Consider the following 19,586-nt stretch of genomic DNA (forward strand, 5'->3'; position numbering starts at 1 on the left):
CTCACTCCCGCTTCGCGGCGAAGGCCCGCAGGTTCGAGACCGAGGACGCGTAGACGTCCTGGTCGCCGGGGAACACGCCGCTCGGCGCCCACTGCCAGAAGCGCCACTGCTGCCAGCTCCGGCCGAGCGTGCCCGGCGAGGTGAAGTCGTGCGACGGGTAGAGCGCGACGAACAGCGGGTTGGCACTGAAGCGGACACTGTTGTTGGTGCACTGCCGCCACCAGTCGGTCGTCGTGTAGATCGCGGGCCACCGGCCGGTCTTCTGGTGCACGGTGTCCGAGAAACTGCGGATCCAGGTGCGCATCCGGTCCCAGCTCAACCCGTAGCAGGTGCCCTGCGCCGCGCTGCCGTACTCGATGTCGAGCAGCGGGGGCAGCGTCCAACCGTCGGGGTTCCACTGGCCCATGGACCGGAAGAAGAACTCGGCGGTGGCACGGCCGCTCGCCTGCGACGGCTGCGCGTACACGTACCCGCCGCGGATCAGCCCCGCTCGTCGTGACGCCTCGTACTGCTGCACGTACGTCCGGCTCTGGTACGTGACGCCCTCGGTCGCCTTCACGTAGGCGAAGCGTGCACCGTTCCGGTACGCGGCCGTGAAGTCGACGTCCGGCTGCCAGGCGCTGACGTCCATGCCCTGCACCTTGCCGGGAGGCGGACCGCCGGCGGCCGCGGCGGACCGTGACGTCGTCCCCTGCGTCGTCGTCCCGTGTCCGGCTGCGGTCCCGCTCTGCGCGGCGTGGGCGGCGATGCTCGCACCCATGGCGTGGTCGCCGGTCGCGTCCATCGTCGCGAGCGACGGGTCCGGCGTCCCGGACGCCGCGGCGACCGTGGTCGGCGCCACGGCGGTCCCCGCGGCGTCGGCGTCGGCGTGGAGACCGGGCACGAGCACCTGGCCGCTCACGAGTGCCGCCGCGCAGGCGACGGTCAGGCCGAGCGCGAGCCGGCGTGCCGGTCGCCGTCCGGCCGGTCGTGGTGTCGCGCGTGATCGAGTCGACATGTCGTCCTCCCCTGGACGCAGCGTCGGTGCTGCGGTCGGGGCGGCCCTGATCGCCGCCCGTCCGGAGCGATGGTACCCAACCGTCGCGGTCGGTCCGGACGCTGGTGCGGGGGCTGGCCAGACGACGACGGACACGGTCCGTGGCGGGCCGGACGGGGGTGTCGGACGGGAGGCACGCCTCCCGTCCGACACGGACGCACCGGTCCGGCTCAGCCCACGCTGGCCGCGCCGGTCAGCCCGTCGACACGGACGGTGCTGGTCGTTCCGGAGGCCTGGACGGTGGCCGTCCACGACGGGGCAGCCGCCGTGCCCCCGAGCGTGAGGGAACTGAGCGTGCTGCCGGCGACCGCACCGGTCGCCACGGTCGCCGCCGCGTCGGCCTGCGTCCGCAGTCCTGAGGTCCGTGCGACGTTCGCTGCCTTGGTGGCGGCGTCGACGTCCTTCGGGAACGGGCCGGACGTCACCCGGCCGAGCGTGGCGGACACGACGGACTGCGTCTGCGATCCGTCGGGCCCGGCGACGACGACGGTCCACTGGTCCCCGGACCCGGCGATCGACACCACGCTGCCGCCACCGGCCGCGGCGACGCCCTGGGCGGTGACGGCGGACCAGTCGACGGTCGCCGGGGCGTCCGCACCGCTGCCGTTGCCGGTTCCCTGTCCGCTGCCGTCGGTCGGGGTCGCGGCCGGTTCGGACGGCTCGGGGGCCGGTGCGGCGGACGGGTCACCCGTGACCGGTGCGCTCGTGGCCGGGGTCGTCGGCGTCGGGGTGCTGCTCGGGGCCGGCGTCCGGGTGGCGCTCGCACTCGGTGACCGGGTCGGGGTCGGGTCGTCCGGTCCCGCGCAGGCGGCCAGCACGCCGGTGAGCCCGACGGCGAGCGTCAACGAGGTGAGGAGGACCGGGAAGCGGCGAGTACGGCTCATGCGAGCGATGATGGCAGCCGGGTGTCACGCTCGACCCCGGCGACACGGCCGACCCGCGGAAGCGATGCCGTCCCGTGATCGTGCCGGTCGGTCAGAGGTCCGCGTGCAGCTGCCAGACCTCGTTCGCGGAGTCCTGCCAGTTGAACATGCGCGCTCGGTCGGGGCCGGCGACGGCGAGACGCTGCGCGAGGCCCGGGTCGTTGACGACCTGGTAGACCGCCTGCGCGAGGCGTTCCGGGTAGCTGGCCAGGGCCTCCCGGGCGACGGTTACCCCGGCGTCCGCGGCGACTTCACGGACCGCGGCGTCGTCGGAGTGCACGACGGGCGTGCCGAAGCTCATCGCCTCGACCACGGGCAGTCCGAAGCCCTCGGCGAGGCTCGGGAACACGAAGACCGCGGCACGGTCGTACGCGACCGCGAGGTCGGCGTCGTCGATGCGACCCAAGACCTTGACGCGGTCCGGCGCCAGCCCGACGCGCTCGGCGGTGCCGTGCACGTCGACGTCGCCCCAGCCGTCGGGTCCGGCGATGACGAGCGGGACGTCGGTCGGGGCGGCCGGGTGCGCCATCGCCTCGATGAGGTGTGCCAGGCCCTTCCGGGGCTCGAGCGTGCCGACCGCCAGGACGTAGCGGTCCGGGAGCCCGAGGCGCTCTGCGCGGAGGTCCGCGTCGACGGGCACGGTGAGGCGACCGCCCGGAGCGCCGCCGATCACCCGGATCCGGTCGTCGAACCGGTGGATGGCGTTCAGGTCGGCGGCGACGGCGTGCGTCGGGACGACGACGGCGTCCGCGTACCGCCAGGCGCGCTTCACCATCGCCTTGTGGAAGTGCACCCCGCGGGGGGTGAGGGTCTCCGGGTGCGTCCACGGCACGGTGTCGTGGACCGTGACGACCGTCTGGTGGCCGAGGTCCTGGAACCGGTCGTGCTTCACCAGGGGAGCGAGGACGCTCGGAGCGTGCACCATGCCGGCCGACGCACCCCGGGCCATCCCGGCCTGCCAGGCCACCGAGAGGGCCCGTCGGGGCAGCGCGAGGCGCTCGAGCCCGGCGAGTCCCGGCAGCAGGGTCCGCAGCCGGTCGATGTCGGCCGCCGGAGCACCGGAGACGATCGCCTCGACGTCACACCCGGCCGGCGCGGTGGCGATCAACTGCCGGGTGAGTTCCTCCGCGTAGCGGCCGATCCCGCCGGGGACCGGTGCGATGACCTGGTCCACGATCACGCGGAGTGTGGTCATGGGCGGCTCCTCGTGGTGCTGGTGAACGGACCCCGACCCTACCAGCCGAGCAGTGAGCGGCCTCCCCACGCCGGTTCTGTCGGGGGACGGTCGTTCGTTAGAGTTGGACAGACCGAAGGGGACCCTTGGCTACCACGATCGCACCGCGGCACGTCCGTGGCTTCGCCGACGTCAACCGGCTCGTCCGGCTCCTCGAGAGCCCGTGGACGTTCCGGATCACCATCGCACTCTTCGTCGTCGTCGGCGCAGTGCTCTCGGTGGCGATCCACATGCCGGTCGTCGACGGCGTCGGACACGTGCCCTACTCGGGCACCATCGCACCGGACGAGAACCGGCACATCGCGAACATCCTCTACTACGCCGGCCGGAGCGTGTGGGCAGGGCCCGTCATCACCGACGCCCCCGCACAGCTGCTGTCGATGGGCGAGATCGAACGCTTCCCGAGCTACGTCTACTACTACCTGACGAGCTTCCCGGTGAAGGCGATGCTCGACGTCGGCGCGCCCTACTCCGCCATCGTCGTGGCGCTGCGGTTCCTCAACGTGCTGATCGCGGCCGCCGGACTCCTCGTCGTGCACCGGCTGGTCCGGACCATGGGCATGGCGCTCTGGGTCGCGACGCTCGTCGTGGTGCTGCTCGCCGCGACCGGTCGCTACGAGTGGCAGGCCGCCGCGGTCACGTACGACACCCCCGCGAACACCCTGTTCTTCCTCTGTCTGCTGTACTGCGCCCGCTTGATCCGCTCCAGTGCGCACGGGTACGCCGACCTGTTCCGGGCGCTCGTCCTGGGCGGGGCGGCCATCGCCGTGAAGTACACGTTCGTCCCGTTCGTGCTCGTCGCCGTGGCGGTGGCCTTCGTGCTGGTCGTCCAGCGCGACGGGCTGCGGACCTTCGCGCACCCGGTGCAGCGCTTCCGCCGGGTGTTCGCCGAGCACCCGGTCACCTCGGCCCTGTGGTCCGCGCTCTTCGTCGTCACGCTCGCGGTCCTCGTCGAACGCATCGGCGGGAACCTGCTGCTCTACGGGCAGTTCAACCCGTCCTGCCCGAAGCTGCACACGCACCAGGAGTGCCTGGCCTTCGACATCTACCGCCGCAACTACTGGGCGGAGCGGACGCACGACCTCGCCATCGCCAACAACGTGCCGCAGACGCCGTTCGACGTGTTCGAGTTCGTCGGGAGCTGGATCAGCGCCTACTTCCAGAGCATGTTCTTCTACCGCGGTCGGAACACCACCTGGCAGGTCGCGACCTGGGTGCAGGTCGCCGGTGCGGTGACGTTCGTGATCGCGCTGGTCGCGATCCTCACCGCCTTCCGCGCACTGCTCCGGACCCGCGCGCTGGTGTGGGGGATGGTCGTCGCCGGCAGCTACGTGGTCGCGATGTTCCTCTTCAACCTGCGGACGTTCCTGCGGCTGGACAACGAGTACGCGTTCTCCGGGCGCTACCTGCTGCCGGTGTTGCCGCTGGTCTTCGCCTTCATGGTGTTGGCCGGGGTCGCACTCTGGCGGATGCTGCCCGTCGGGTGGCGTCGTGCGCTGATCGTCCCGGGGGTGCTCCTGGCCGCCGCGGTGTTCGTCACCTACCTGGGCCCGGTCGCGTTCTTCACCTACGCCCGCGGCGAGTCGTGGTACACACCGATCGCCCTCCACCTGTTGCCGAGCTTCCTGACGGGGGTGTCCTCGTGACCGACGACCGTTCCACTTCCGAACCGGACCTGCACGGCGCGGTCGCCGTCGACGCCGGGGACACCGAGCTCACCCGGACCGGCTCGCTCCGGCCGCGGTTGACCCGGCTGCACTGGTCGCTCGCACTCGTGGTCGTCCTGGTGGCCCTGCTCGCCGTCGGCTACGAGTTCCTGTCCGCACCCAGCACCCGGATGATCGGGGAGTGCCGCATCGTCCCGGGGGCGTCGACGAGCGACCACAGCGAGTGCGCCGGGGACGACTTGGCCGGTCGGGACCTGTCCGGGGTGGACCTCCGGCTCGCCGACCTGTCCGGCGCCGACCTCAGCGGTGCCGACCTCGACGGGGCGGTCCTCTACGGTGCTGACCTGCACGGTGCCGACCTCACGGGTGCGCGCTTCCGCGAGGCCGACCTGACCCAGGCCGACCTCACCGGTGCGACGCTGTCCGACACCGACTTCACGCGCGCCGGCATCAACGGGATGGTCATCGAGGACACCGTCCTGGCGGCGTCCGTGTACTCGGAGTGGGTCGACAGCGTCGACCCGGTCCAGGTCACGACCACCTCGGGCACGCAACCCGGCATCGAGACCAACAGCTGCGCCAAGCGGGTCGGGCTCTACTACCCGGGTGACAACGGCCTCCGGTGCACGTTGACGACGGCGGCGAACTACGACAACACGCTGACCTACACGCGCAACGTCGAGGTGAAGCTCCCGCCGCAGCTCGACGTGCCCGCCACCGTAGACCTCCGCGTCGGCAAGGCCGCCTCCGTGCAGCTGCAGGCCGAGAGCCCCTTCCCGGCGATCGTGACGGCGTTCTCGAAGCCGCTGCCGGCCGGGTTGACGTGGGACTCGGCGACGCAGACGATCACCGGCACGCCGACGCGGGCGGGGACGACGTCGCTGCAGTTCATCGCGGACAACGGGCGTCAGGTCCGCGCCGACATGACCTTCCACGTCCGACGCTGATCTGCTGCCCGTCGGCCCACGGGCCGACGGGCGGCGGCGCGGTGCGGACGCTGCGGCCGGGGACACGGAACGGGCGCTCGACCAGTGGTCGAGCGCCCGTTCCCTTGATCAGGACCCGTGGCCGGGTGCGCACCCGGCCACCGGATGCACACCCGGCCACCGGACCACGCGATCAGGCGGTCAGGACCCCGGCGGCCGCGGCCGCGTGCAGGGCGGCCTGCCAGTCCCGCATCGGGGGGACCCCGACCCGGCCCCAGGCGTCGTGACCGAGGACGCTGTACGCCGGTCGCGGCGCGGGCCGGACGAAGGCCGAACTGTCGGTCGGCAGGACCCGCTCCGGGTCCAGGCCGGCCTCGGTGAAGATCGCGCGCGTGAAGTCGTACCAGGACGCCTGCCCGGCGTTCGTGCCGTGGTAGACCCCAACCGGTGCCTCCGCGTCGAGCAGGGCGACGATCTGTCGCGCCAGGTCGCCGGTCCACGTCGGCTGTCCGACCTGGTCGGTGACCACGCTGACGGTCTCGTGCGACCCGGCCAGGCGGATCATCGTCTTGGCGAAGTTCGGCCCGCCGGCGCCGTAGAGCCACGCGGTCCGGACGATGTACGAGGAGTCCGGCGCGATCCGGCGGACCGCGGCCTCGCCGGCCGCCTTCGTGCGCCCGTACGCCCCGATCGGGTCGGTCGGCTCGTCCTCCTGGTACGGCGACGTGCCGTTGCCGTCGAAGACGTAGTCGGTCGACACCTGGACCAGCCGGGCGCCGGCGGCGACGGTGGCGGCGGCGAGGACGGCCGGACCGTCGGCGTTCACGGCCCGCGCGTCGTCCTCGTGCGTCTCGGCGTCGTCGACCTTGGTGTACGCGGCGGCGTTGACGACGACGTCGTGTCCGGCGACGGCCTCGTCGACGGCCTGTCGGTCCGTGACGTCGAGGTCGGCGCGCGACAGCGCGGTGACGTCACGCCCGGCGAGTGCCTGCTGCAGGTCCTGGCCGAGCATGCCGGCGGCGCCGGTGATCAGGTACCGGGTCATGCGATGGCCGCGCGCTCCTTGAGCGGCTCCCACCACGAGCGGTTGTCGCGGTACCACTGCACGACGTCGTTCAGGCCCTGCTCGAACGGCACGAGCGGCTCGTAGCCCAGCTCGGCCTGGATCTTCGAGATGTCGACCGAGTAGCGCAGGTCGTGCCCGAGCCGGTCGGCGACGCGGTCGACGTACGACCAGTCCTTGCCGGTGGCGTCGAGCAGGAGCTGCGTGAGCTCCTTGTTGGTCAGCTCGGTGCCGCCACCGATGTTGTAGATCTCGCCCGCACGACCGCGCGTCAGGACCATCGCGATGCCGCGGGTGTGGTCGTCGACGTGCAGCCAGTCGCGGATGTTGTCGCCCTCGCCGTACAGCGGCACGTGCCGGTCGTCGATGAGGTTCGTGACGAAGAGGGGGATGACCTTCTCCGGGAAGTGGTACGGGCCGTAGTTGTTCGAGCACCGCGTGATCGACAGGTCGAGTCCGTGCGTGCGGTGGTAGCTGCGGGCGAGGAGGTCGCTGCCCGCCTTCGACGCCGAGTAGGGGGAGTTCGGCTCGAGCGGGCGGTCCTCGGCCCACGAGCCCTCGCTGATCGACCCGTAGACCTCGTCGGTCGAGACGTGGACGAAGCGCGCGGTGCCGTGTCGGAGTGCCGCGTCGAGCAGGCGCTGGGTGCCGACGACGTTGGTCTCGACGAAGATCCCGGAGTCGCGGACGGAACGGTCCACGTGGGACTCCGCGGCGAAGTGCACGATCGCGTCGACCGTCGGGACGACCTCGTCGAGCTTCGCAGCGTCGCGGATGTCGCCCTGCACGAAGGTGTAGCGGGGGGAGTCGGCCACCGGGGCCAGGTTCTCGAGGTTGCCGGAGTAGGTCAGGGCGTCGTAGACGACGACCTCGGCACCTTCGAGACCCGGGTAGGCGTCCTCCAGGGTCCGACGGACGAAGTTCGAGCCGATGAAGCCGGCTCCTCCGGTGACGAGGATCTTCACGCTGTATGTCCCTTTCGTGGCCGTTGGCGATCGGTCTGGAGTCTAGCGGGACGCACCCCGGGCACCGGCGACGCTCCCGGTCAGCGCGAGAACTTGAGGATGACGAACTTGCCGGTGAACCACTTCTGGCTGACGGACCAGCCCGCAGCCGCCAGTCGTCGCTGCAGGAGTGCGGGTTGGTCCTCGGTCCGGGCCCCGACGAACCAGATCCGGTCCACGGTGTCGGTCGGTGGCAGCGGGTCGTGGACGTCGGAGCGTTCGGCCCACAGCTTCCCGGTCGAGACGGCGGACCGCTCGAGCGTGAGGTCGTGCATGCCCGCGAAGGCGGTGGGGTAGGCGGCCGCCACGAACTCGGTCGTCCGCGTGACGTGCCGCGGGAGCGGGCCGTACCAGATGCCGTCCCGGGTACCCGGGGCCTCGGCCCGCCGCCCGGTGGCGACGACGTCGGCTGCGGACGCCCAGGTCGACCCGTCCTTCGCCGTCGGGCCGCGCTGTCCGACCGCGATCGGCACGACGAGCGCGACCAGCACGACGACGGCGGTCAGGGTCACCCAGCGCCACGGCACGCTGGTCAGCGCGAGTGCGACGAGCATCGCGACGAAGGGTGCGCAGAACGTCAGGTAGCGGGGGTCGTAGAGGGGACGGACGAGCAGGGAGACGAGGACCACGACGACGGTGGGGACGACGACGACCGGCAGCGCGACCTCCACGGCACCGATCCGGTCGTGGAGGCGGGGGGTGCTCGGGAGCCGGGGGAGACCCGTGGTCGCCACGACGCCGAGGGCCATCAGCACGAACGGCACGGCGGCCCACGTCCCCGTCCCCGCGAACCACTGTCCGATCAGGATGCGTCCGGCGAGCTCCGGGCCCAGGGTGAACGGTCCCATCCAGGACAGCTGCCCGGTCTGCCCGCTGACCATGAGCACGAAGGGGACGAGGGCGAGCGCTGCCAGCACGGCGGCGGTGGCGAAGGACAGCGCAGCCCGCAGCATGCTCGTGCGCCCGCGTCGGAGCAGCCACACCGCGACCGTGACGGCGTGTGCGATGACCACGAGGTCCGTGTACACGAAGAGCAGCCCGGCGAGGACGGCGAGGGCCCCGTACGCGGTCCACCACGCCCATGCCCGCCGACGTCGGGCGGTCGTCCGCTCCACCGCGACGACGAACACCAGGGTCAGCCCGACCGCGGTGACGACCGAGAACGCACTGGACCGCCCCTCGATGCCGGCGAAGGTGAGTCGGGGCACGCAGCAGGTCAGGATGCCGGCGACGAGGGCGGTCGACCGACCGGCGAGCCGTCCGGTCAGCAGCACGGTCAGTCCCGCCGCGACGCCGATGGCGACCGCGCTCGGCAGCCGGAGCGTGAAGGGGCTGTACGGCACCACCGTGAACCACAGGTGGAGGAACGCGTAGTACAGCCCGTGGACGCCGTCCACCTCGTGGACCATCCGCCAGAGTTCCGGCAGCGTCCGCCGGGCTCCGCTCATCGTCGCGCCCTCGTCCGCCCAGGCGGACGGCACCCACGAGCCGACGAGCACCGCCGCGGCGCCGAGGACGGCGACGACCGACGCGGTGCGGACCGAGGGGGAGCGCCCGGCTGGCGGTGTCGCTGGTGCCGGCATGGCCGTCACCGTAGCAGCGCGGTCCGGGTCAGTCGCCGTACCGCGCGAGCTTCTGCAGGTCGAGTTGCTCCTCGGCCAGGGTGCGGTTCAACCGTGTCAGGTCGGCGACGACCCCGATCGTGATCGAGAGCAGGGCACTGATCATGAGCACCAGCCCGAGGATCAGCGACTGCAGGTGGTTGCCGCCGCTGTCGGTCCAGAGGAGCACCAGGTACCGGACGAACGGGATGAGGCCGGCGACGCCGAAGACCGCGCTGACCCAGGCGAACAGCGCCATCGGGCGGTACATCAGGTAGACGCGGGCGATCGCCGACCCGGACTGGAACATGTGCTGCCAGATGTTCTTGAACAGCCGGGACTCGCGGGTCTTCGCGTTCGTGGTGATCGGGATGCTCGCGATCGCCAGGCGCTTGTAGCCCGCCTGCACGATGGTCTCCATGCAGTAGCTGAAGCGCGTGACGATGTTCAGCCGGATCAGCGAGTACTTCGAGTACGCGCGGAACCCGCTGGCCGCGTCGGGCAGGTCGAGTCCGGCTGCGCGGCTCGCGACCCACGACCCGAACTGCTGCATCGACTTCTTGAAGCCCGAGAAGTGCTCGATGGTCCGGGTCTGCCGGTCACCGATCACGATGTCGGCGTTGCCCTGCAGGATCGGCTGCACGAGCTCGGAGATGTGCGCCTGCGGGTACTGGTTGTCGCCGTCGGTGTTGACGACGATGTCGGCGCCGTGCAGCAGCGCGTAGTCGACACCGTCGCGGAACGACCGGGCCAGGCCCATGTTCGTGGTGTGCCGGACGAAGTGGTGGACGCCGTGCGCCCGCGCGACCTCGACGGTCCGGTCGGTGGACCCGTCGTCGATGATCAGGATCTCGATCTCGTCGATGCCCGGGATCGACGTCGGGATCGTCTCGAGGACCGAGGGCAGCGTCTGCTCCTCGTTGAGGCAGGGGATCTGGACGAACAGTTTCACGAGTGGGTGGGTCCCTGGTGTCGTCGGCCGGCGGATGCACCGGGTACGGGAAGTCGGCGACCATCCTACGTGGACGCACAGACCCTGCAGTCTATGCAGGCTCATCGGCCGTCGTGCGACCATGGGCCCATGGCAGCACTCCGGTCGACCGTCGCCCGCATCCTCGGCAGATCGGCTCGCACGGCGTCCACGCCGTCGGAACCGGCCCCCCTCGTCGGGTTCGTCGTGCACGGTGCCGGTGGCGTGCACCCGGCCTCCGCGCACGTCCGGGTCACCGGGCGGATGAGCGCGTTGGCCGCCTCCGGGGCCGCACGCGTCGCCCAGGTCGACCCGGTCCGCTGGGCGGACGGGTCGGACACCGCGCACCTCGACGCGATCCTGGTGCAGCGTGACGCGTTCCCACTGGCCGCCCTCGACGCGGCGTTCGCACGCGCCTCCCGCGAGGGGACCCGCATCGTCGCCGAGGTGGACGACGACTTCTTCACCCGGGAGGCACGTGCCCGGCTCGCGCAGGCCGAGTACGACCAGGACCGGCTCGCCGCCGTCGACCGACTGGTCCGTTCCGCGGACGCCGTCGTCGTGTCGACCGACACGCTGCGCGACGTCCTCGCCGAGCAGGGCGTGTCCGCGGTGGTCGTCCCGAACGGCGTGCAGCCCGGCCTGTGGGACGCGGCGGACCGGGTGCGCGCCGACCGCACCGGACCGACGGCCGACGGTGTCCGCCGGGTCCTCTACATGGGCAGCGCGACGCACGGCGGCGACCTCGACCTGCTCCGGCCGGTCTTCGACGGGCTGACCGACGACGAGGGGCGCCCCGTCCGGCTCGAGGTCGTCGGCGTCACCGGCGCGGACGAGACGTGGTTCGACCGGTTGCCGCTGCCGGACGACGCGGTGCACCACCCGGACTTCGTGGCCTTCCTCCGCGACCGGGCGCCGCGGTGGTCGGCGGGCGTGGCACCGCTGACGGGCGATCGGTTCAACGACGCCAAGAGCGACCTCAAGTTCCTCGAGTACACGATGCTCGGGCTGCCGTTCGTCGGCTCCGACCGGCCGTCGTACCGGGGGGCCGACGGCCACGGGGGTCTCCTCGTCGGGGACGACCCGGTCGCGTGGCGGGACGCCCTGCTCACCGCCTTCCGGGAGTCCGCCGGGCGGGTCGCCCAGGCCCGGCGGTACGTCCTCGACGAGCGCACGGTCGGTGCCGACCAGGCCGGCGAGCGGGCCTGGCGGAGCGCGCTCGGCCTGTCCTGAGGCGCCGACCCGTGCGGCGCGTCGCGCTTGCTAGGCTGCAGCGGTGCAGATCCGCGAACTGAAGATCCCCGGCGCGTGGGAGTTCACGCCCGTCCAGCACGGCGACGCCAGAGGGGCCTTCCTCGAGGCCTACCGTGCCGACGTGCTCGAAGAGACGGTGGGCCACCCGCTCGACCTGCGGCAGGTGAACATGTCGATCTCGTCGAAGGGCGTCGCCCGCGGGATCCACTACGCCCTCGTCGCACCGAGCCAGGCGAAGTACGTCACCGCCGTGCGTGGCGCGTTCATCGACTACATCATCGACATCCGCGTCGGGTCGCCGACGTTCGGGCAGTGGGACTCGGTCCGCATCGACGACGTCGACCGTCGTGCCGTCTACCTCTCCGAGGGGCTCGGGCACGCGATCGTCGCGCTCGAGGACGCCTCCACCGTGAACTACCTGGTCAGCGCGCACTACGACCCGGAGCGCGAGAAGGGCATCAGCATCCTCGACCCCACCGTGGGTCTGGCGCTGCCCGACGGCATCGGTGAACTCGTCCTGTCCGAGAAGGACACCAGCGCGCCGACGCTCGAGCAGGCCGCCGAGCAGGGCCTCCTGCCGACGTACGAGGAGTGCCTCGCCTACACCGAGTCGCTCCGCACGAAGCCGCAGGGGAGCGCCGCATGAAGGGCATCATCCTCGCCGGCGGCTCCGGCACGCGCCTCTGGCCGATCACCAAGGGCATCTCGAAGCAGCTGATGCCCATCTACGACAAGCCGATGGTCTACTACCCGCTGTCGACCCTGATGATGGCCGGCATCCGCGAGGTCCTCGTCATCACGACCCCCGAGTACAACGACCAGTTCCGGGCACTCCTCGGCGACGGTTCGGCCCTCGGCATGACGATCGAGTACGCCGTGCAGCCGAGCCCCGACGGCCTGGCCCAGGCGTTCGTCATCGGCGAGGACTTCATCGGCGACGACAGTGTGGCGCTGGTCCTCGGCGACAACATCTTCCACGGCACCGGCCTCGGCACGAGCCTGCAGAAGAACACCACGGTGCAGGGCGCGACGATCTTCGCGTACCACGTGGCCGACCCGAAGGCGTACGGCGTCGTCGAGTTCGACGACGACTTCACCGCGGTCTCCATCGAGGAGAAGCCGGCGCACCCGAAGTCCAACTACGCGGTGCCCGGGCTGTACTTCTACGACAACGACGTCGTCGAGATCGCCAAGACCATCGAGCCGAGCGCCCGCGGCGAGCTCGAGATCTCGACGGTCAACGAGCGCTACCTCGAAGCCGGCACGCTCGGCGTCGAGGTCCTCGACCGTGGCACCGCGTGGCTCGACACCGGCACGTTCGAGTCGATGATGCAGGCGTCCGAGTACGTCAAGGTCATCGAGGACCGCCAGGGCCACAAGATCGGCTGCATCGAGGAGATCGCCTGGCGCAACGGCTGGATCGACGACGACGCCCTCGCGGCCCTCGCCGCCCCGCTCGCCAAGAGCGGCTACGGCGTGTACCTGCAGAACCTGCTCCGCAGCTGACCGTGGCGCTCCGCCGACTGCTCGGTCGGGGCACGGCCCCGTCGCCTCCGGACGCACCGGAGCCGGACCCGCACGACGGGGCCGGCCCGGGCCTCCCGGTCGACACGTCCCTGGTGACCGACGCGCCGGTCGTCGACCGCGACGGGTTCGACGTGGTCGTGACGGTCCGGCAGGCCGTCCACCGGGACGGCGGGCACCTGGCGGCCGTGCAGGGCGCCCGCGCGGCGGGGGCCGCGACGGTCGTCGTGTCCGTGTACGACGTGCACGCCGGGCCGACGAGCACGTACCCGCCGGTGCTGGCCGGGGACGACCACCTCGTGGCGCGCCCGACGGTGGCCGCGACCTGGGGTGGCGCGGTGGCCGCAGCCCGGGCCGTCCTCCGGTCCGCGGTGGTCGTCGTGCAGGACGCCGACGTCGCCCTGCCGGCCGGGGCCCTCGAGCGCCTCGTCGCAGCGGTCACGCCGGTCGGCGGCGCGGACCGGGAGGCCGTGGTCGCCCTCCCCGTCGTCCGGTCCGGAGCCGACGTGGTCACGAGCGCCGGCGCGGTGCTGGTGCACGGCACCGCCCCGGTCGCGTCCCTCCTGCGTGGACACCCCGCCGAGGACGCCGACGCACTGAAGGGAGCGCGGGTCTTCGCCGGTGACGAGCCCTGCTTCGCCGCACGGACCACCGCGCTCGCCGTCCCGGTCCGCACCGTGGACACCCGGACCGCCGTGGCCCGCCTCACCCGCGACACCGCGGACGCTGCGGACGGGGACTGCGTCGTGCTGCCGCTCGGACGCGTGTACCGAACCGAGCCGCTCCGCGAACGTCGCTACGACGGCGACGCGGCGGACGCACTCGCCACCTGGCGGGACCGCGCCGACGACTCGGCGGTGGACGCGCTCGCCCGCCTCGGCTTCCGTCCGGCGGCGGGCACCGCCGACCCGGCCGGAGCCCCCGTGGCGTTGCGCGAACCGGTGGTCCGCGCCGAACGCCTGGCCACGGGTGACCGCGGTGAGCGGCTCCGCTGGTCGATCCGGATCGCGGCACACCCCGGACCCCGTGGCGACGACTGGGGCGACACGTTCTTCGCGCACGACCTCGCCGCCGCGCTGCGCGCCCTCGGGCAGGACGTCGTCGTGGACCACCGCGAGTCGCACGTCCGGCCGTTCTCCGAGCACCTCGACGACGTCGCGCTGACCCTCCGCGGCCTCGACGACACCCCGGTCCACCCGACGGCGACCAACGTCCTCTGGGTGATCTCGCACCCTGACCTGGTGACCCCGGCGGAGCTCGCCCGGTACGACCTCCGCTTCGCCGCCGGTCCGGTGTGGGGTGCACGCGTGGCGCGGGAGACCGGGCTGCCCGTGGCACCCCTGCTGCAGGCCACCGACCCGGCACGGTTCCACCCCGGACCGGCCGACCCGGCGTTCCCGGACCTCGACACCGCCTTCGTCGGCAAGACGCGTCGGGTGTTCCGCCCGGTCGTGCGCGACGCCGTCACCGCCGGTGTCGACCTCGCGGTCTGGGGCGAGGGCTGGGAGGGACTGCTGCCCGACGGCGTGCACCGCGGCGTGTTCGTCCCGAACGACCGGCTCCCGGCCCTCTACCGGAGTGCGCGGGTGGTACTCAACGACCACTGGGACGACATGGCGCGGGACGGCTTCGTGTCGAACCGCCTCTTCGACGCGGCGGCCTCCGGAGCTCTCGTCGTCACCGACCCGGTGCCCGGCGTCGCCGAGCTGTTCCACGGGGCGGTGCGTCCCTACGCCGACGCTGCCGAGCTCCGTGCGCTCGTCGCACTGGGCGAGTCCGCCTCGGCCGAGGACCGAGCGGCACGCGGTGCCCGCATCGGCGCGGAGCACTCCTTCACGCGCCGGGCGGAGACGCTGCTCGACGCGGTCCGACGGGAGCGGGCACGCCGCTGACCGTTCCGGCGCGGCCGTCGGTCCGCTCGGGCGGTGTCGGTCCGCTCGGGTCGGAGCCCTCAGCGGGTGCGCAGTCGACGGGCGAGGACGCCCGCCCGGTCCGCCAGCCGGACGACGCGGCGAGCGTGCGTGCGGGCGAGTTCCGCCTGGAACGACTCGGCGCGGGTCCGTTCGAACTGCACGGTCCGCCGCAGGGTGTCGGCGGTCTCCTCGCCGACGCGGACCGCGTCCTCGAGGTCCTGGATCCGGGCGTCCCGTCCGGCGATCGAGCGTCCGAGCCGCTGCAGCGACCGGAGCTCGTCGGCGCCGACCACCGGGTCCGGGGCAGCCGGCAGCGCGGCGGAGTCGGCACGACGCAGGACCTCGGCGATCCCGTCGTCCCGGGTGAAGGGACCGCTGGCCGCGTCGGCGTCGGTCACGAACCGCAGCGAGAAGACGGCCTGGAGCACGCCCTCCTGCAGCCGCCGGTAGTCCGTCATGCCGTGGTGGCGCGGGCTCGGGGTGAGTTCGGGGTTGTCCTCGTACGCCCGGCCGCTGACCTCGACCCGGTGTGCGTACTGCTCCCAGGAGCGCCAGGGCAGGTGCAGCACCTCGAGCGCGAGTCCCTCCGGCACCGGGGCACCGTTCGCGACGCTGGCGCGGTGGTTGCCCTGGATGACCGTCACCGACGGGTCGCCGACGTGCACCGTGTTCGGCGTCGGGGGAGCGATGAGCCCCGCCGCCCGCAGTTCGACGACGGAGCGCTCGTCACGCCAGTGCAGCCGCTCGATCCCGGCTCCGGACTCGGCGAGCTCGCCGGTCAGGTTGACGACCGGGACGAAGAACGCACCGACCACGGGGTCGAGGCGTTCGAAGACCTGGCGGACCGTCAGCGTCCGGTCGACGGGGATGACGAACTCGTCCGCGTCGGCGTTGACGACCCAGTCCGCGCCGTGCACGGCGGCGGCGTCGCGCGCCATCCCGGTGACGACGGTGCCCTGCTGCTTGCGGTGGACCGGGTCGTGGCGCAGGTCCACGGTGACGTCGTCCCGCTCGGCGAAGGCCGTCAGCAGCTCGGTCGTGCCGTCAATCGAGCCGTTGTCGGTGATGACGAACACGTCGAAGCCCTGGGCCACGTGGTGGTCGAGCCAGGCAGGGAGGACGTCCGCTTCGTCGCGGACCATCAGGGTGACGGCGAGGATCATGTGCTGCATTCCGGTTCGGGGCGGGGGACTGCTCCCTGAGAGGTTACCGGGGTTCAGCCGGTGTGCGTCGCACGGGCCCGGACGGCGAGTGCGACGCGGAGCAGTGTCCGGAGCGGCCAGAGCCACCAGGCGGCGTACTTGTGGGCCAGGAACCGGTAGGCGCTCTGGTGGTGTGCCCGGCGCATCCGCTCGGAGGAGCCCTGCGTGGCGGTCCCGCCGACGTGGGTCGCGACGGCGTCGGGCTCGTACACGTTCCGGAGGCCGAGCCGCCCGATCCGCCACCCCAGGTCGACGTCCTCGAAGTACATGAAGAACGCCTCGTCGAAGCCGCCGAGCCGCTCGAAGACGTCCCGCCGCACGAGCACACAGGCCCCGGAGAGCCAGCCGGCGTCCCGGCGGACGGTGTGGTCGCCGTCCTGGCGGTAGCGCTTGGTCCAGGGGTTGTCGTGCCACACGTTGGCGAACACCGCGTGACCGAGCCCCGTCCGGAGGGACGGGATCAGCCGGGCGGACGGGTACACCGCGCCGTCCGGCTCGAGCAGGCGGGGTCCGACCGCACCGATCGTGGGGTCGGCGGACGCGGTGGCGATCATGCGGTCCAGGGCGTCGGGTTCCAGGACGACGTCGGGGTTGGAGACGAGGATCCAGCGGACGTCCGGGTCGAGGGTCGCCACGGCACGGTTCACCGCTGCGCCGTAGCCCAGGTTCGCCCCGACCGCGACGAACCGGGCACCGGCGGCCTCGGTCACCCCCCGCAGGTGCTCCGCGGTCGCCGAGTCGTTGTCCGCCACGACGATCTCGACCGACGTACCGCTCGCTGCGGTGGTGGAGGCGAGGAAGTCGGGCAGGACGTCGTCGGAGTTGTAGGTGACGGTGACGATCGCCGCGCGGTCGGCGGCGCTCATGCGTACACCTCGAGGTGCCGGTCGGCGCAGGCCGCCCAGGTGAACGTGGCCGCACGCCGCCGTGCCCGACCGGTCCGTTCGGCGCGCACGGCGGCGGTGTCGCCGAGCAGTGCGGCGAGGCCGTCCCGGATCGCAGTGGTCTCGGGTTCGACGTAGGTGACGGCGTCGCCGCCGACCTCGGGGATCGCCAGACGGTCGGTCGTGAGCACGTCGGCGCCCGAGGCCATCGCCTCGAGGACGGGCAGGCCGAACCCCTCACCGGTGCTGGGGTACGCCACCACACGGGCGCCACCGAGGAACGCCCGCAGCTCGTCGACGGGCAGGTAGCCGAGGTAGCGCAGGGGAGCGCCGGGGGCGTCGCCGGCTGCGGTGAGCGCCGCCGCCGCCGCGTCGTCCCAGCCGAGTCCGCCCGCGACGAGCAACGTCGGGACAGTGCCGGTGCCGGTGGCGGAGGGGCTGTCGGCGGCAGTGTCGGCCGCGCGATCGCGGAGGGCGCGGTGCGCGGCGATCAGCGCCGGCACCTGCTTGCGTGGTTCGACCGTGCCGAGGAACGCGATCCAGTCGGCGCCCGCGTCGAGCTGGTGGGCTGCCCGGAAGGCCGCGACCTCGTCGGCTGTCGGCACGTGGAACACCCGTGCGTCGACGCCCAGGTGGGCGACGACCGTCCGGCGTCGCGGCCGCCCGGCGAACCGGTCGAGTTCGGCGACGGTGGCCGCGCTCGGTGCGACGGTCGCGCGGGCAGCCCGGCGGGCGAGCCGCGTCCAGGTCCGGAAGAACGTCCGCTTGAGTCGCGAGTGCGCGGCCGGGTCCGAGAAGAAGGTCGCGTCGTGCAGGGTGACGACGGTCCGGGAGGCCCGGGTCACCGGGAACGTGTAGTGCGGGCTGTGCAGGACCTCAGCCCCGGCACCGCGCAGCAGCGCGGGCAGCCCGACCTGCTCCCATACCAGGCGCAGGGGCCGCGAGGACGTCCAGCGCGGTGCGGTGCGGTACCGGTGCCCGGGCGCCAGCGCGCGCAACCAGTCCAGGTCCTCGGCCTTGACGACGACGGCCACGCTGACGTCGCGTTCCACCAGTCCCTGCAGCAGCCCGGAGATGTACCGGGCGACGCCACCTCGGTTCGGCGGGATCGACGTGGCGTCGACGAGCACGGGGAGTGCCCGCACCTCAGCCGACCTGGCGCTCGGTGGTCTGCGTCCAGGCGATGCCGGACTGCGTGTCCTCGTCGACGACGACGAAGCGGGCGGCTTCGCGCTGGATCACGATGTGCTCGCCGTTCGGCTTCGCCAGGAAGACGTGCACGAAGTACTGGCCGCCACCGAGTCGCAAGTCGTGCAGGTGCCACTCGACGGTCGCGGTGCCCCGCAGCGGGTCGTGGTGGGTCTCGAGCTGCCGGCTGTCGACGCCGAACGCGGGGTGACCCAGGTGCGTCTCGATCTTGATGCCGGCCCGCCACTCGGGCAGCACCGTGGTGTGCGAGAACGTGGCGCGGACCACCAGGTCGTCGCCGTGCCGGTGCTCGGCGCCCTCGGGCTTGCCGGGGATCTCGAGCTCGACGTGCTCGACCTTGCCGGGGCTGGCGGTCTCCTCCGGGTGGTTCGCCTCGACCTCGGCGACACGGCGGTCCTCGAGGATCTCGCGGAAGTTCTTCACCGCCAGGCGGGCCGAGCCCTGGAACATGACCTCGCCGTGGTGCAGGACGACGGCGGAGTCGCAGAGCTCCTGGACCTGCCCGAGCGAGTGCGAGACCAGGATGATCGTCCGACCCTGGGCCTGGAACTCGCGGATCTTGTCGAGGCACTTCTTCTGGAACTGCTCGTCGCCGACGGCCAGGACCTCGTCGACCAGCAGCACGTCGGGGTCGGTGTTGATCGCGACGGCGAAGGCCAGTCGGACGTACATGCCGGATGAGTAGAACTTCACCTGGGTGTCGATGAAGTCGCCGATGCCGGAGAACTGCAGGATGTCCTCGAAGCGGGCTTCGGTCTCCTCCTGCGTCTGGCCGAGGATCGCGGCGTTGAGGTAGACGTTCTCGCGGCCGGTCAGGTCGGGGTGGAACCCGGCACCGAGTTCGATGAGGGCCGCCAGGCGACCGCGCCGTTCCACGCTGCCGGTGGTGGGCTCGAGGATGCCGCCGATCGTCTTCAGCAGCGTCGATTTGCCGGAGCCGTTCGGCCCGAGCAGCCCGATCGTGGTGCCGGCGGGGATGTCGAGGCTGACGTCCTTGAGGGCCCAGAAGTCCTCGCTGTGCCGGCGTCCGGCGCGACCCAGGGTGACGACGCGCTCCTTGAGCGAGTTGTCCTTGCGGATCGTGAACCGCTTCGAGACGTTCCGGACGGTCACGACGGCGGGAGCGTCGGAGAACGGCGAGGTGGTGGCCTGGACGAGGTCGTTGTCGATGGTCAT

17 protein-coding genes are annotated in these 19,586 nt (G+C 72.2%); 6 read left to right on the top strand and 11 right to left on the bottom strand.

All coding sequences use genetic code 11. The annotated features are described in order from the left end of the window. Window position 1 precedes the first annotated feature (1 nt). The 3 genes from E9228_RS14250 to E9228_RS14260 form a co-directional block, all read right to left on the bottom strand. Window positions 2-997, bottom strand: a complete 996-nt coding sequence (locus E9228_RS14250) for a GH25 family lysozyme (RefSeq protein ID WP_166781187.1) — start codon at window positions 995-997, stop codon at window positions 2-4. A gap of 209 nt (window positions 998-1,206) precedes the next feature. Further along, complete coding sequence (locus tag E9228_RS14255; RefSeq protein ID WP_166781188.1) at window positions 1,207-1,920, bottom strand: hypothetical protein; 714 nt, start codon at window positions 1,918-1,920, stop codon at window positions 1,207-1,209. 91 nt (window positions 1,921-2,011) lie between these two features. After that, entirely contained in the window at window positions 2,012-3,154 is a 1,143-nt protein-coding gene (locus E9228_RS14260; protein WP_166781189.1) for a glycosyltransferase family 4 protein, read from the bottom strand. Window positions 3,155-3,279: 125 nt separating this feature from the next. Here E9228_RS14260 and E9228_RS14265 point away from each other — a divergent pair, with 125 nt between their 5' ends. Next, window positions 3,280-4,839 (top strand): DUF4175 domain-containing protein, encoded by a 1,560-nt coding sequence (locus tag E9228_RS14265; RefSeq protein ID WP_166781190.1) that lies wholly within the window; start codon window positions 3,280-3,282, stop codon window positions 4,837-4,839. Continuing rightward, window positions 4,836-5,807, top strand: coding sequence for a pentapeptide repeat-containing protein (locus E9228_RS17415; RefSeq protein ID WP_166781191.1), 972 nt, complete (start codon window positions 4,836-4,838; stop codon window positions 5,805-5,807). The genes E9228_RS14265 and E9228_RS17415 overlap by 4 nt, the downstream gene beginning before the upstream one ends. Before the next feature lie 172 nt (window positions 5,808-5,979). Here E9228_RS17415 and rfbD read toward each other — a convergent pair whose 3' ends face one another. The 4 genes from rfbD to E9228_RS14290 form a co-directional block, all read right to left on the bottom strand. Beyond that, window positions 5,980-6,831 carry a dTDP-4-dehydrorhamnose reductase gene (gene rfbD / locus E9228_RS14275; RefSeq protein WP_166781192.1) on the bottom strand — a complete coding sequence of 284 codons (852 nt, stop codon included), beginning with the start codon at window positions 6,829-6,831 and terminating at the stop codon, window positions 5,980-5,982. Continuing rightward, a complete protein-coding gene (gene rfbB / locus E9228_RS14280) occupies window positions 6,828-7,814 on the bottom strand; it encodes a dTDP-glucose 4,6-dehydratase (RefSeq protein ID WP_166781193.1) in 987 nt (328 codons plus the stop codon). The genes rfbD and rfbB overlap by 4 nt, the downstream gene beginning before the upstream one ends. A gap of 80 nt (window positions 7,815-7,894) precedes the next feature. Further along, complete coding sequence (locus E9228_RS14285) at window positions 7,895-9,436, bottom strand: glycosyltransferase family 39 protein (RefSeq protein WP_166781194.1); 1,542 nt, start codon at window positions 9,434-9,436, stop codon at window positions 7,895-7,897. Between the two features lie 28 nt (window positions 9,437-9,464). Next, on the bottom strand, window positions 9,465-10,406 hold the full coding sequence (locus E9228_RS14290; protein WP_166781195.1) for a glycosyltransferase: 942 nt from the start codon (window positions 10,404-10,406) through the stop codon (window positions 9,465-9,467). Between the two features lie 129 nt (window positions 10,407-10,535). Here E9228_RS14290 and E9228_RS14295 point away from each other — a divergent pair, with 129 nt between their 5' ends. The 4 genes from E9228_RS14295 (at window position 10,536) to E9228_RS17640 (ending at window position 15,094) form a co-directional block, all read left to right on the top strand. Next, window positions 10,536-11,657, top strand: a complete 1,122-nt coding sequence (locus tag E9228_RS14295) for a glycosyltransferase family protein (RefSeq protein WP_166781196.1) — start codon at window positions 10,536-10,538, stop codon at window positions 11,655-11,657. A 43-nt stretch (window positions 11,658-11,700) separates the two neighbouring features. Continuing rightward, entirely contained in the window at window positions 11,701-12,324 is a 624-nt protein-coding gene (locus E9228_RS14300) for a dTDP-4-dehydrorhamnose 3,5-epimerase family protein (RefSeq protein ID WP_166781197.1), read from the top strand. After that, on the top strand, window positions 12,321-13,184 hold the full coding sequence (rfbA, locus tag E9228_RS14305; RefSeq protein ID WP_166781198.1) for a glucose-1-phosphate thymidylyltransferase RfbA: 864 nt from the start codon (window positions 12,321-12,323) through the stop codon (window positions 13,182-13,184). Before E9228_RS14300 ends, rfbA begins: the two co-directional genes overlap by 4 nt. A 113-nt stretch (window positions 13,185-13,297) precedes the next feature. Further along, window positions 13,298-15,094, top strand: coding sequence for a glycosyltransferase family protein (locus E9228_RS17640; RefSeq protein WP_166781199.1), 1,797 nt, complete (start codon window positions 13,298-13,300; stop codon window positions 15,092-15,094). Between the two features lie 59 nt (window positions 15,095-15,153). Here E9228_RS17640 and E9228_RS14315 read toward each other — a convergent pair whose 3' ends face one another. The 4 genes from E9228_RS14315 to E9228_RS14330 are packed head-to-tail and all read right to left on the bottom strand — an operon-like array spanning window position 15,154 to window position 19,586. Continuing rightward, a complete protein-coding gene (locus E9228_RS14315) occupies window positions 15,154-16,287 on the bottom strand; it encodes a glycosyltransferase family 2 protein (RefSeq protein WP_252728145.1) in 1,134 nt (377 codons plus the stop codon). Window positions 16,288-16,331: 44 nt separating this feature from the next. Further along, entirely contained in the window at window positions 16,332-17,183 is an 852-nt protein-coding gene (locus tag E9228_RS14320; protein WP_166781200.1) for a glycosyltransferase family 2 protein, read from the bottom strand. Beyond that, a complete protein-coding gene (locus tag E9228_RS17645) occupies window positions 17,180-18,346 on the bottom strand; it encodes a glycosyltransferase family 4 protein (protein WP_341849900.1) in 1,167 nt (388 codons plus the stop codon). The genes E9228_RS14320 and E9228_RS17645 overlap by 4 nt, the downstream gene beginning before the upstream one ends. Before the next feature lies 1 nt (window position 18,347). Further along, window positions 18,348-19,586, bottom strand: a complete 1,239-nt coding sequence (locus tag E9228_RS14330; RefSeq protein WP_166781201.1) for an ABC transporter ATP-binding protein — start codon at window positions 19,584-19,586, stop codon at window positions 18,348-18,350.

The organism is Curtobacterium salicis (assembly GCF_011759505.1).
In the GTDB taxonomy this organism is placed as follows: domain Bacteria; phylum Actinomycetota; class Actinomycetes; order Actinomycetales; family Microbacteriaceae; genus Curtobacterium; species Curtobacterium salicis.

What these genes read in the sequence shown, in the direction of transcription:
- E9228_RS14250 (WP_166781187.1), bottom strand. Translation starts at nt 997, where the DNA reads ATGTCGACTCGATCACGCGCGACACCACGACCGGCCGGACGGCGACCG.
- E9228_RS14255 (WP_166781188.1), bottom strand. Translation starts at nt 1,920, where the DNA reads ATGAGCCGTACTCGCCGCTTCCCGGTCCTCCTCACCTCGTTGACGCTC.
- E9228_RS14260 (WP_166781189.1), bottom strand. Translation starts at nt 3,154, where the DNA reads ATGACCACACTCCGCGTGATCGTGGACCAGGTCATCGCACCGGTCCCC.
- rfbD (WP_166781192.1), bottom strand. Translation starts at nt 6,831, where the DNA reads ATGACCCGGTACCTGATCACCGGCGCCGCCGGCATGCTCGGCCAGGAC.
- E9228_RS14285 (WP_166781194.1), bottom strand. Translation starts at nt 9,436, where the DNA reads ATGCCGGCACCAGCGACACCGCCAGCCGGGCGCTCCCCCTCGGTCCGC.
- E9228_RS14295 (WP_166781196.1), top strand. Translation starts at nt 10,536, where the DNA reads ATGGCAGCACTCCGGTCGACCGTCGCCCGCATCCTCGGCAGATCGGCT.
- rfbA (WP_166781198.1), top strand. Translation starts at nt 12,321, where the DNA reads ATGAAGGGCATCATCCTCGCCGGCGGCTCCGGCACGCGCCTCTGGCCG.
- E9228_RS14315 (WP_252728145.1), bottom strand. Translation starts at nt 16,287, where the DNA reads ATGCAGCACATGATCCTCGCCGTCACCCTGATGGTCCGCGACGAAGCG.
- E9228_RS14320 (WP_166781200.1), bottom strand. Translation starts at nt 17,183, where the DNA reads ATGAGCGCCGCCGACCGCGCGGCGATCGTCACCGTCACCTACAACTCC.
- E9228_RS14330 (WP_166781201.1), bottom strand. Translation starts at nt 19,586, where the DNA reads ATGACCATCGACAACGACCTCGTCCAGGCCACCACCTCGCCGTTCTCC.